The sequence below is a fragment of the Yersinia sp. IP36721 genome, from assembly GCF_003634395.1.
GTDB classification, from domain to species: domain Bacteria; phylum Pseudomonadota; class Gammaproteobacteria; order Enterobacterales; family Enterobacteriaceae; genus Yersinia; species Yersinia entomophaga.
This window is the reverse complement of record NZ_QCZL01000026.1, coordinates 18,378-30,858: the sequence shown is the minus strand read 5'-3', so window position 1 is coordinate 30,858 and position 12,481 is coordinate 18,378. Positions and strand designations below refer to the sequence as shown.

The window sequence follows — 12,481 nt, the reverse complement described above, 5'->3', positions numbered from 1 at the left end:
CTTCTCCTTCCACATCGGTGTTTTGCTAGTGTGGATTACCGCTGGCTATTCTGCAAATGATGCAAAAAAGCTTCGGCATCCATATAACCGGTGACCCGCGACGGCGTCATTTCATTTCCCTGTTCGTCGAAAAACAGGATAGTTGGCAATCCCAGCACTTTGAGCGCTTTCAGCATTGCGGCGTGTTCCGCATTATTGGCTGTCACATCGGCCTGTAGCAGCACCGTGTTGGCTAATTGAGACTGCACCTTAGGATCGCTAAAGGTGTATTTTTCAAACTCTTTACAGGCTACACACCAATCGGCGTACAAGTCCAACATCACCGGTTTACCTTTCGTCTTTGCCAGCGCTTCCTGTAATTCCGGTAGGTTATTAATCTGCTGGAAGTTGAGATGGCTAATCGTCGTTTGCTGCGTAGCGCTGTGACCAAAAGCCCAATCCTGCAATGGTCGGGCTGCAATCAGTAATCCTGCCAGCAGCAGAAGTTGCAGCGCCCGAACCCAGCCTTGATGCGTTTTTAAGCTGATAATAAAGGCCCAACCGAAGAAGGCCACCGCCAGCAGGCTCCACAGGCGAATGCCCCAAATATCGCCGATAATGCGTTCCAGTAGGAAGACTGGCAGTGCCAGAATCACAAAGCCGAACGCTTCTTTCACGTATTGCATCCACGGCCCACTGCGCGGTAGCAGGCGGTTGCCAAATAGCGTGACCGCAATCAGTGGAATCCCCATCCCCAGCGCGTACAGGTAAAGCGTACCGCCGCCAGCCAGCATGTTTCCGCTTTGAGCGATATACAACAAAATGGCGCTGAGAGGCGCAGTGGTGCAGGGGGAGCAAATTAATCCGGCTAGCGCTCCCATGGCAAAGACGCCGAACAGGGAACCGCCGCGTTGATGGTTGCTCCACTCGACTAAACGGGTTTGCAGGGAAGCCGGTAATTGCAGGGAATACAGGCCGAACATCGATAACGCCAGCAGTACAAACAGCGCCGACAGCCCAATCAGCACGTAAGGATGCTGTAACGCCGCCTGAAACTGTAGCCCGGCAGCGGCCACCACTAATCCTAATAAGGTATAAGTCAGCGCCATTCCCTGGACGTAAACCATAGCTAAAACAAATATTCGTCCTTGGCTATGGGGTTTTTCTCTTCCAAGAATAATGGCTGAAATCAACGGATACATTGGCAAAACGCACGGCGTAAAAGCGATGCCGATGCCAATCAACAGTGCCCAGAGTGGAGAGAAAGGCAATGAGGCCGGTTCAGATTCGGTTTGTGCCGGCGGCGTAACAGGCGTTTCCGCTGCGGTGTGCGGTGTGGCGACAATGGCGCTCAGCGGTACAATTCTGGTTTCCGGCGGATAACAGAATCCCGCATCCGCGCAGCCTTGATAGGTCACGCTGACGCTGGCTCCTTTCTCTGCCCGAATCATCGGGATCTGTAAATCCAGCCGCTGTTTGAAAATCGCGACTTCGCCATAGAACTCGTCTCTATGAGCAAGGCCTGCGGGAATGTTCACCGCGCCAAGAGTCGCCTGTTGCGGAACAATCTTGATCTGCTGGCGATACAAATAATAGCCGGGGTGAATTTGCCAGCTTAAATCGAGCTGCTCGCCCTGTTGTCTAAAATCAAAGGCAAATGCCTGATCGACCGGCAAAAAGCGGCTCTGACCGTTTTGGCTAAAAAGAGATGCCTGAGCACTTTGAGGTGCCAGTAGCGCGCTGCATAGCAGCAGTATCAGTGTAAAGAAGCGTTGAGCCATGACAGGTAATCTTTATCTCCATCCCGAACCGGCAAGACCAACAATTCTGGCGTCTGGTAAGGGTGATGTTGTTTGATAAAACTCAGTAATGCCTGCTGATGGGTGCTATTGCTTTTGAATAGCATTTGTACTTCGTATTCCTGCTGCAAACGTCCTTCCCAGTAATAAAGAGACGTTGCGCCGGGCAGCAGCGTAGCGCAGGCCGCCAGTTGTTCCCCCAGAACTCGCCCTGCAAGATCTTGAGCACTGGCTTCATCGGGTGCGGTGCACAGTACGACAATCACATCAGAATCAGACATTCTAACCTCGCTAGGAAAAGCTGACAGTCATGCACTATACCCCGAAGGAGGGGCGGGTCTGAAGATGATTTATCCAATATGGAGATTAATGCAGCGGGATAAGAGGGGATTGATGAGGGCGCACGGGGCGCCCTCGGGGAGAACTAGAGAACCAGACCGCCCATCACGAAGCCGAATACAACGGCTAGCGCGACCCCGATGGTGCCGGGAATAAAGAACGGATGGTTAAAGACGAAGCGACCGATGCGGGTGGTGCCGGTATCGTCCATTTGAACCGCCGCAACCAGCGTTGGGTAGGTTGGTAAAATGAACAGGCCGGAAACCGCTGCGAAAGAAGCAATCGCCGCCAGTGGAGAAACGTTCAGCGCCATCGCCATTGGCATCAGTGCCTTGGCAGTCGCAGCTTGAGAGTACAGCAGCGCAGAGCAGAAGAAGAAAATCACTGCCAGCAACCATGAATGAGCCTGAATCAGGCCACCCGCCGTTTCTTTAATCCATACCAGATTGTGCTGTACAAAGGTATCGCCCAGCCATGCCACGCCCAGAATACAGATACAGGCGCTCATACCGGCTTTAAACGTGCTGGAGTTGAGAATGGCATCTGTATCCACGGAGCAGACCAGCGTGGTCAGCGTCGCGACGCTCAGCATGATAATCAGAATCGCGTTGGTGGTGTTCATCAGCGGCGTTTCTACCAGACCGACGCTTGGGCTGTTGATAATGGCATAAGCCACCACGCACATAACGCCCAACAGGAACAGTAATACCGAGGTTTTGGCCCGAGGCTTGATCACTTTGACCTGATCGCCGCGCAGCGTGACCAAACCTTCTTCGAGGCGTTTCAGATAAACAGGGTCATCGGACAGTTTGGAGTTAAAGCACCATGACACGATCAGCGACATTAAGAATACGGCGCACAGCGTGGAGGGAATAACGATCATCAGTAGATGTAAATAGCTGACTCCGTGGCCTTCCATTACCGAGGACATATAGACCACGGCGGCAGAAATCGGAGATGCTGTAATGGCGATTTGCGCTGAAACCACGGCCGTAGACAGCGGACGGCAAGGCTTTATGCCTTGCTCCTTCGCCACTTCAGCAATCACTGGTAATGCGGAAAGAGAGATGTTCCCTGTACCGGCAAAAATGGTCAAAAAATAGGTGACCAGAGGCGCCAGAATAGTGATGTGTTTTGGGTTTTTACGCAGCAACTTCTCAGTTTGCTGTACCAGATAATCCATGCCGCCTGCGACCTGCATTGCAGAGATAGCGGCAATTACAGCCATAATGATTGAAATAACGTCAAAGGGAATACTGCCGGGTTTTACACCAATAATGGCTAAAACCAATACGCCAATGCCCCCTGCAAACCCTATCCCGATACCGCCCAGCCTGGCCCCTAAAAAAATGGCCAGCAGAACAATGACTAATTCTACGGCTATCATAGTGTTTACTCCTTGAATGAAATGAAAATAAAAAGTTATAAAGTTGTGTTTGTCAGAAAGTAAAAAGGCACGCTGTCCAGGGGAGCTAGCGTGCCTTTAAGGGCTACCGGATGGTTATTTTATTGTTCGTTTTCATCGGTATAGCGTTTTGCTTTGTAGGCTGGGTGCATCAGGTTCTCAACAGAGAAGATATCATCCAGCTCGGCTTCAGTTAGCAGGCCGCGTTCAAGAACGACTTCCCGCACATTTTTACCGGTTTCCGCACAGATCTTCCCAACGATGTCACCATTATGGTGGCCAATGAAAGGGTTCAGATAAGTTACGATACCGATGGAATTAAATACGTAGCTTTCGCAAACTTCTTTATTTGCCGTAATGCCATTAATGCATTTCTCCAGCAAATTGTAGCAAGCGTTAGTCAGGATGTGGATAGATTCGAACATCGCTTGACCAATCACCGGCTCCATAACGTTCAACTGGAGCTGACCCGCTTCGGCCGCCATAGTAACGCAAGTGTCGTTTCCAATCACCTTAAAGCAAACCTGATTCACAACTTCAGGAATAACCGGATTCACTTTGGCTGGCATGATAGAAGAACCCGCCTGCAATTCTGGCAGGTTGATTTCATTCAAACCGGTACGTGGGCCGGAAGACAACAAGCGCAGGTCGTTACAGATTTTTGACATCTTAACAGCCAGGCGTTTCAGCGCGCTGTGCACCATTACGTAAGCGCCGCAGTCAGAAGTCGCTTCAATCAAATCTTCGGCTGGAACTACCGGCAGATTACTGATTTCAGCCAATTTCTTCACGGCCAGTTCGGAATAACCTTCAGGAGTGTTCAGTGCGGTACCGATAGCGGTCGCGCCCAGATTCACTTCCAGCAGGAGTTCGGCGGTGCGTTGCAGGTTTTTGGTTTCTTCGTTTAGTAATACCTGGAATGCGCGGAATTCCTGACCCAGAGTCATGGGTACAGCATCCTGTAATTGGGTACGACCCATTTTCAGAATGGTTTCGAATTCTTTGGATTTTTTACCGAAGCCTTCACCCAACTGATTGATGGCATCGATCAATTTCATGATAGATGCGTAAACCGCGATGCGAAAACCGGTAGGGTAGGCATCGTTGGTAGACTGGCACTTATTCAGATGGTCGTTAGGGTTCAGGTACTGATATTCACCCTTTTGATGCCCCATCAGTTCCAGACCAATGTTGGCCAGAACTTCGTTGGTATTCATATTTAATGAAGTACCTGCACCGCCCTGGAATACATCGACCGGGAATTGGTCCATGCATTTGCCTTTATCCAGAACTTCGTCACACGCCCGAATGATGACGTCAGCAATTTTGTGCGGGATGGTATGTAATTCTTTGTTAGCCATCGCGGCGGCTTTTTTTACCATCACCATACCGCGGACAAATTCAGGCACGTCACTGATTTTGCTATTGCTGATGTAGAAGTTTTCAATCGCACGCAGGGTATGAACACCGTAGTAAGCCTCTGCGGGGACTTCTCGTGTACCTAACAGGTCTTCTTCGATACGAATGTTATTTGACATGAGAACCTTCTCTATTGTGCTGTCTAATTATTTGCTTGTTGAATAATTTATGTCGCCGTGGGCAACAAGTGCGGAAGGATTAACCGTTCAACTTATTGCTGCCACGATCATATGCTGCTTATAGATAAATGCCTTGAACTCAGATCACTATATGGTGGTAATTAATCAACAGGATTTGATATCTGTGATTGTTCTCACAGTTAGATAAAACCTTAATAAAAGAGAGTGGACTGCTTGAAAAATGTCATGGGCACCACCACGTTAGTGTAGTAGGCATAATGCGCCGCGGCGGCGTTGCCCCCATTCTCATGATTTTCGTCTGAAGTGCCCTGATTCGGCCCTCGACGGAAGCTAGATGAGCTGAATAAGGAGAATACGGTGCGTTGGTTACCGTTCATGCTGATATTTTTATTGGCTTACATAGAAATATCGATATTTATCAAGGTGGCAGCCGCTTTAGGCGTGTTGGTTACTTTACTGCTGGTGATTTTTACCTCCTGCGTGGGCGTGTCTCTGGTGCGCAATCAGGGGGTGAAAACTTTTATGCAAATGCAGCAAAAGCTGGCTGCGGGTGAAAGCCCTGCTGCAGAAATGGTGAAAAGTGTATCGCTGGTACTGGCTGGCTTCTTGCTGTTGATACCGGGCTTCTTTACCGATTTCCTCGGTTTATTATTGCTGTTGCCGCCAATTCAAAAGTCCCTGACTTTGAAACTGATGCCGCATTTGAATATTTATCGTTCAAGGAGCACCGGCCCGACGGCGGACGGGAATACCTTTGACGGCGAATTTCAGCGTAAGGATGATGGCCGCTTCCACGTGGAACACCGTGACGAAGAAAGCGATCGTTCTCGCGATGACCGTTTCAAAGACGATAAATAAGCGCAACGAAATTTTATAATGCTATGTTTTTTAAAAATAAAATCACATGGTGAATATGACCGTGGTCGCAGTGGGGCTGAGTTAGCTTAGTTTGCCCTTTTAAGACAAAAAAATTAAAAATTTTTTGTCTTATCCCTTGAAGGGATGGGTAAACGTCCCCACTTAGAAACCCACGGTACTGGTTATGAAGGCAGACCGGTATCAATCCTAAATCTGATACGGACCTTCTCAAAGGAGAGCTATCAATGAAAATTCGTCCATTGCATGATCGCGTTATCGTCAAGCGCAAAGAAGTTGAGTCTAAATCTGCTGGCGGCATCGTTCTGACGGGCTCTGCGGCGGGTAAATCTACCCGTGGTGAAGTTCTGGCCGTCGGCAATGGTCGCATCCTGGATAACGGCGAAATCAAGCCACTGGATGTGAAAGTAGGTGACGTGGTTATTTTCAACGATGGCTACGGCGTGAAGTCAGAGAAGATCGACAACGATGAAGTGTTGATCATGTCCGAAAGTGACATTCTGGCAATTGTTGAAGCGTAATCGCGCTCTCACTATCTTCTGAACTGAACGAGTTTAAAGGAAAATACCAATGGCAGCTAAAGACGTAAAATTCGGTAACGACGCACGCATTAAAATGCTTCGCGGCGTAAACATCCTTGCTGACGCAGTTAAAGTCACCCTGGGCCCTAAAGGTCGTAACGTCGTTCTGGACAAATCTTTCGGTTCACCAACTATTACTAAAGACGGCGTTTCTGTAGCGCGTGAAATCGAGCTGGAAGACAAGTTCGAGAACATGGGTGCTCAGATGGTAAAAGAAGTTGCCTCTAAAGCGAACGACGCTGCGGGTGACGGTACTACCACTGCAACCGTACTGGCTCAATCCATCATCACTGAAGGCCTGAAAGCTGTTGCTGCTGGCATGAACCCGATGGATCTGAAGCGCGGTATCGACAAAGCGGTTATCGCTGCGGTTGAAGAACTGAAAAAACTGTCTGTACCTTGCTCTGACTCTAAAGCTATCGCTCAGGTAGGTACTATTTCTGCAAACTCCGACGAAACCGTGGGTAAACTGATTGCAGAAGCGATGGAAAAAGTCGGTAAAGAAGGCGTTATCACCGTTGAAGAAGGCTCAGGCCTGCAAGACGAGCTGGACGTTGTAGAAGGTATGCAGTTCGACCGTGGCTATTTGTCTCCTTATTTCATCAATAAACCAGAAACAGGTTCTATTGAACTTGAAAGCCCATTTATCCTGCTGGCTGACAAGAAAATCTCTAACATCCGTGAAATGCTGCCAGTTCTGGAAGCCGTTGCTAAAGCCGGTAAACCACTGCTGATCATCGCTGAAGATGTTGAAGGCGAAGCGCTGGCAACATTGGTAGTTAACACCATGCGTGGCATCGTGAAAGTGGCTGCGGTTAAAGCACCTGGCTTCGGCGACCGTCGTAAAGCTATGCTGCAAGACATCGCGACTCTGACTTCAGGTACCGTTATTTCTGAAGAGATCGGTCTGGAACTGGAAAAAACCACTCTGGAAGATCTGGGTCAGGCAAAACGCGTTGTGATCAACAAAGACACCACCATCATCATCGACGGTGTAGGTGACGAAGCTGCGATCCAGGGCCGTGTTGCTCAGATCCGTGCTCAGATCGAAGAAGCAACTTCTGAATACGACAAAGAAAAACTGCAAGAACGCGTGGCTAAACTGGCTGGCGGCGTTGCGGTTATCAAAGTTGGCGCAGCAACCGAAGTTGAAATGAAAGAGAAGAAAGCTCGCGTTGAAGATGCTCTGCACGCAACTCGTGCTGCGGTAGAAGAAGGCGTAGTCGCGGGTGGTGGTGTTGCACTGATTCGTGCAGCTCACGCTATCTCTGGCCTGAAAGGCGACAACGAAGATCAGAACGTGGGTATCAAAGTTGCGCTGCGCGCAATGGAATCTCCACTGCGTCAGATCGTGGTTAACGCCGGTGAAGAAGCTTCTGTTATCGCGAACAACGTGAAAGCAGGCGAAGGCAGCTACGGTTATAACGCTTACTCAGAAGAGTACGGCGATATGATCGCAATGGGTATCCTGGATCCAACCAAAGTTACCCGTTCAGCTCTGCAATACGCAGCTTCTATCGCTGGCCTGATGATCACCACCGAGTGCATGATCACCGACCTGCCACGCGACGATAAAGGCGCTGACATGGGCGCTGGTGGCATGGGTGGCATGGGCGGTATGGGCGGCATGATGTAATGCCCCACACCCTATAGCTTCATTGATTGCGAATAAGCTATAAACCTAAAGCGAGCGGGGAAACCTGCTCGCTTTTTTCTTTTCTCCCTCTCTGCTCCGGCGCTATCACGGTCAACCTTGCCATAATCAACAATCCCGCACCTTTCCTTCACCTGTTGCCAAATTGATGAAATTCGTATTTCTCCGTAGATATAAGCTTGTTACCGGATTTTAGGCTTATACATTTATTTAATGAATTTAAAATGTGGTTTAATTCAGTCGTGTGATGCCCACTGGGATTTTTTTAGCCACAGCGCAGAGTTAGCGTGTAAACTGTAAGCTATTATTGCCCAGATAAATGTGGCAACGGATGCCTAAGCGGCGACTTTGCTTTCTGGTAAACTTTGGCGTGATTCTCAATATCTGATGGGGAAAAAAATGCGGATTAAAGTATTACTTGGTCTTTCAGCGGCAATGTTGCTGGCTGGCTGTAGCTCTACCACCCAGTTAACTGCGGCTGGCGAGCAGGTTAAGTTCTCTGATACTAAGCCTGGTAGCGAATGCCAGTTAGTTGGCGAAGTCAGCGGTAGCCAAAGCAACTGGTTATCCGGCCAGGGCGGTGAAAGCAGTTCTATGCGCGGTGCAGCCAACGATCTGCGTAACAAAGCGGCAGCGATGGGCGGCAACGTGATTTTTGGTGCAACCAGCCCGAGCGAGACCTTCTTGTCCAGCTTCGCTCCGTTAGACAGCAAGATGGTTGGTCAGGTTTATAAGTGCCCATAACCTTTGCTTGCCAGAGTTTAAGCGAAAAGAAATAAATCATCAGGAGATGCCAAGGTATCTCCTGATTTATTTTGCAGGCTAGCTTTGCGTCAAGCGTAAATCCAAAGGTGTTTTACTCGGCTCCCCGCCAATTTCCCGCGCCAGCCTTGGCACTAAATAACCAGAAACCCGACTAAGTAGCCCTTTCATTAGCAATCTTGCTTCATCATCATCCACCATAAAATGCGCAGCGCCCTGCACTTTATCCAGCACATGGATGTAATACGGCAGAATTCCTGCGTCAAACAGCGCATTACTTAACGCTGCCAGCACGTCGGCATCGTCATTTACATCCCGTAGTAATACACTTTGATTCAGTAGAGTTACGCCGGCCTGTTTGAGGCGCGTCATGCTGTCACGCAGCGGTTGGTCGATTTCATTCGGATGATTGATATGCGTCACCATCAGCACCTGTAAGCGAGAATCTGCAAACCGCTGACATAGGGTAGAGGTAATGCGCGCAGGAATAACAACCGGCAGACGAGTGTGAATGCGCAGGCGTTTCAGGTGCGGAATGGCCTCTAACTGGGTGATCAGCCAATCCAGTTCGTGATCTTTGGCCATCAGCGGATCGCCGCCGGAGAAAATAATCTCATCCAGTTCAGGGTGGAGAGCAATATAGTCCAAAGCTTGCTGCCAGTTGGCCTTGTTGCCTTGATTGTCCTGATAAGGGAAATGACGGCGGAAACAGTAACGACAGTTAACGGCGCAGCCGCCTTTTACCAGCAGCAGTGCGCGATTGCGGTATTTGTGTAGCAAGCCTGGAACAACGCTGCGTTGCTCATCCAGCGGGTCGGTAGTAAAACCGGGAGCGGTGACGAACTCTTCGCGTGCGGTAAGGACTTGTAGCAATAAAGGATCTTTTGCATCGCCGCTGCGCATCCGTGCAACAAAGCCGCGGGGCACGCGCAGCGGAAACAGGCGACGGGCGTCCCTACCTTGCTGTAGCTCGGCATGATCATTTAGCGCTAAAAGTCGGAGTAATTCATCAGGATCGGTAATTACATCGGCGAGTTGCTGCAACCAATCTTCTCTAATTGGCATGTTTCGGGTTACAATGTTTGCCATTTTTTGGGCTTAACACCAGTTTCAATATTCAGAGGGCCATTATGGCGACTTATTCTAGCAACGATTTCCGTCCCGGTCTTAAAATCATGTTCGAAGGCGAACCTTACGCCGTTGAATCAAGTGAGTTCGTGAAGCCAGGTAAAGGCCAGGCTTTTGCGCGTGTGAAAATGCGCCGCCTTCTGACTGGCAAACAGTTGGAAAAAACCTTTAAATCTACCGACTCTCTGGAAGGCGCAGACGTCATGGATATGAACCTGACTTACCTGTACAACGACGGTGAGTTCTGGCATTTCATGAATAACGAAACTTTCGAACAGCTGGCAGCAGATGTTAAAGCCGTAGGCGAAAACGCCAAATGGCTGATCGATCAGGCTGAATGTATCGTTACCCTGTGGAACGGTCAGCCTATCGTTGTGACTCCACCAAACTTTGTAGAGCTGGAAATCACTGATACCGATCCAGGTCTGAAAGGTGACACTGCCGGTACCGGCGGCAAGCCGGCAACCCTGAGCACCGGCGCAGTGGTTAAAGTGCCATTGTTCGTACAGGTTGGTGAAGTTATTAAAGTTGACACCCGCTCTGGCGAATATGTTTCTCGTGTTAAGTAATTAGTGCCTGAAATAGTTATGATTTATTAACTGATCCAGATAACTCTGGCAGTTAATAAATAAAGAACCCCAATAATTGAGTTATATTCGAATATTGGGGTTCTTTATCTTTCCCACTTCAAAACCAATCCGGGAACCGATCTGTATTTTCCACTGTGTATTTGTTTCTCTGGTTGTTGATAACATTAACCAATTATATCGACATCTATTACTTGATAGAACGCATTATTCGTATCTGCAATATCCCATACACCAAGGATGATGTTGTAACCAGTGCGGTTGTTAGGTAATACACATTGATGAGTAACGGATTTATCAGGAATACTTCCATAATCATTATATTGACAAAATGGTATTAAATTAAATGATGCACGAGAGAGTGGTGCTGATCTATTCCAATTTGGTTTGGTCATAAAATAACGCCAGCGAGTTGTACTATGTTCTACCGTAATATTCCAAGTGAATGTAATGGGGCCAGAGTAAATGCTTGACTTAGACCAACGGGTGGGCGTTTGAATATCCAGCGGTGTAAACATACCGACTCCTGCACTCGCGATAGCTCCATCAGTGGGACCATGTTCTGGGAAGTTTTTTATACCCTCCACACTTTGCGGTTCATATTGTACAGAACCACATTGAGTATTATTGCCTAATTGACATAGATAGGCTCGACTAGCTGGATATTGAATATATCCATGGGCTTGGGCAAATGAAGAAAATTGACTGAATATCATGAAAATAGAAAATAATATGAATGCTATAGTTTTGTTATCTTTCATAATTCATTCCTTTTTTATGTGTAATACTCCAATTTTTCTCTATGGTATATTCTTCATCTATTGCTGGCAGGACGTTAACTCTTTATTTTCTTCATGTAACAATCACTGATACCTATGGTTTTCGCAACGACTTAATATGAGTGATGTATTTCATAAAATAATTAAATATCTATAAATATTAATTCCAGTGATTTTTTTTTGATGGGGGGGTTATTGATGACATGATTTTTATGAACTGCTCATCCGTTAAGCTAAAGTGATGTGGAAAATAATAATGGTTTTTCTTTATATTCAGATAGATCTGGCCTGATTTGATAACACCGCTAGCACCGAATAAATCTATCCATATCACGTATCCACTAAAATCAGCGGCAACAGATCAGGTTGCTGCCGCCAATTTGAGTTATTGACCTTGATTTGTTGATAGATCCAGATAAAGAGAAAGCCGATTGCTCGCACCTAATTTGAGGCGAATATTACGCTTGTGGGTATAAACTGTTTTAATATGAATATCTAATGTGTTTGCTATTCTTTTATCAACCCAGCCTTCCAGCCAGTAATTTAATATCGACTCCTCTCTATCACTAAATAATGCCGGAGCGGGTTGTAATGGTTGCTCAGAGTAATTTCCCATCGGATTGCATAATGCAGCACTTACTAATTGTTCCAATTGACTGATGTTATGTTTTTTGGTGATGACTTTCCACGCTCCACGATCTAGAAGATATTGGCTGAGCCAAGGCAAAGGGGAGTGCAGATAAACCAGTAACTTGCTGGAGATACAGGTAGCCAAAAGTGACTCTAAAATTTTAAGGTTATGTGTTTCAAAGACGTAAGAATAAAGATCGGCGATAACCAATTGAGGTTGCCACAGTTTAATTTGTGCATTGGCGACCACCAGATTGCTGGTTTGCGCCAGTGCAACTTTAGATGCCAAATGCATGCGCGAGTTTATTAACCATTCAACACCAACTCGGCTAAAGCGGCATGGATCAATCAAAACGACTTTCTTCATTTCAATCCCCTACAAATCCATATGAAGGACGTTCAA

General features: G+C 47.6%; 12 protein-coding genes. 5 read left to right on the top strand and 7 right to left on the bottom strand.

What is annotated here, in order from left to right:
* Nucleotides 1-35: 35 nt before the first annotated feature.
* The 4 genes from DBA33_RS17100 to aspA all read right to left on the bottom strand — a co-directional run bounded on the left by DBA33_RS17100 (nt 36) and on the right by aspA (nt 5,060).
* Nucleotides 36-1,760 carry a protein-disulfide reductase DsbD gene (locus DBA33_RS17100; protein WP_120806869.1) on the bottom strand — a complete coding sequence of 575 codons (1,725 nt, stop codon included), beginning with the start codon at nt 1,758-1,760 and terminating at the stop codon, nt 36-38.
* The gene (gene cutA / locus DBA33_RS17095) at nt 1,736-2,059 is read right to left on the bottom strand and encodes a divalent cation tolerance protein CutA (RefSeq protein WP_064514707.1); all 324 of its coding nucleotides are present in this window, start codon (nt 2,057-2,059) and stop codon (nt 1,736-1,738) included. The genes DBA33_RS17100 and cutA overlap by 25 nt, the downstream gene beginning before the upstream one ends.
* A 143-nt stretch (nt 2,060-2,202) precedes the next feature.
* A complete protein-coding gene (locus tag DBA33_RS17090) occupies nt 2,203-3,504 on the bottom strand; it encodes an anaerobic C4-dicarboxylate transporter (RefSeq protein WP_064514705.1) in 1,302 nt (433 codons plus the stop codon).
* Between the two features lie 119 nt (nt 3,505-3,623).
* Nucleotides 3,624-5,060, bottom strand: a complete 1,437-nt coding sequence (aspA, locus tag DBA33_RS17085) for an aspartate ammonia-lyase (RefSeq protein WP_064514703.1) — start codon at nt 5,058-5,060, stop codon at nt 3,624-3,626.
* Nucleotides 5,061-5,438: 378 nt separating this feature from the next.
* On the opposite strand from aspA, the gene DBA33_RS17080 reads away from it, so the two are divergent.
* The 4 genes from DBA33_RS17080 (at nt 5,439) to DBA33_RS17065 (ending at nt 8,936) form a co-directional block, all read left to right on the top strand.
* On the top strand, nt 5,439-5,939 hold the full coding sequence (locus DBA33_RS17080; protein ID WP_064514701.1) for an FxsA family protein: 501 nt from the start codon (nt 5,439-5,441) through the stop codon (nt 5,937-5,939).
* 245 nt (nt 5,940-6,184) lie between these two features.
* Nucleotides 6,185-6,478: a co-chaperone GroES gene (locus DBA33_RS17075; RefSeq protein ID WP_004722430.1), complete on the top strand. Its 294-nt coding sequence runs from the start codon at nt 6,185-6,187 to the stop codon at nt 6,476-6,478.
* A 49-nt stretch (nt 6,479-6,527) separates the two neighbouring features.
* The gene (gene groL, locus DBA33_RS17070) at nt 6,528-8,174 is read left to right on the top strand and encodes a chaperonin GroEL (RefSeq protein WP_120806868.1); all 1,647 of its coding nucleotides are present in this window, start codon (nt 6,528-6,530) and stop codon (nt 8,172-8,174) included.
* Between the two features lie 417 nt (nt 8,175-8,591).
* The gene (locus DBA33_RS17065; protein WP_049599206.1) at nt 8,592-8,936 is read left to right on the top strand and encodes a DUF4156 domain-containing protein; all 345 of its coding nucleotides are present in this window, start codon (nt 8,592-8,594) and stop codon (nt 8,934-8,936) included.
* Nucleotides 8,937-9,014: 78 nt separating this feature from the next.
* Here DBA33_RS17065 and epmB read toward each other — a convergent pair whose 3' ends face one another.
* On the bottom strand, nt 9,015-10,043 hold the full coding sequence (gene epmB, locus DBA33_RS17060) for an EF-P beta-lysylation protein EpmB (RefSeq protein WP_064514696.1): 1,029 nt from the start codon (nt 10,041-10,043) through the stop codon (nt 9,015-9,017).
* Nucleotides 10,044-10,084: 41 nt separating this feature from the next.
* On the opposite strand from epmB, the gene efp reads away from it, so the two are divergent.
* Complete coding sequence (gene efp, locus DBA33_RS17055; RefSeq protein WP_064514694.1) at nt 10,085-10,651, top strand: elongation factor P; 567 nt, start codon at nt 10,085-10,087, stop codon at nt 10,649-10,651.
* Nucleotides 10,652-10,836: 185 nt separating this feature from the next.
* Here efp and DBA33_RS17050 read toward each other — a convergent pair whose 3' ends face one another.
* Both DBA33_RS17050 and DBA33_RS17045 read right to left on the bottom strand, forming a co-directional pair.
* Nucleotides 10,837-11,385, bottom strand: a complete 549-nt coding sequence (locus DBA33_RS17050) for a lytic polysaccharide monooxygenase (protein WP_235601033.1) — start codon at nt 11,383-11,385, stop codon at nt 10,837-10,839.
* A gap of 448 nt (nt 11,386-11,833) precedes the next feature.
* Entirely contained in the window at nt 11,834-12,445 is a 612-nt protein-coding gene (locus DBA33_RS17045; RefSeq protein ID WP_064514690.1) for a LuxR C-terminal-related transcriptional regulator, read from the bottom strand.
* Nucleotides 12,446-12,481: the final 36 nt, after the last annotated feature.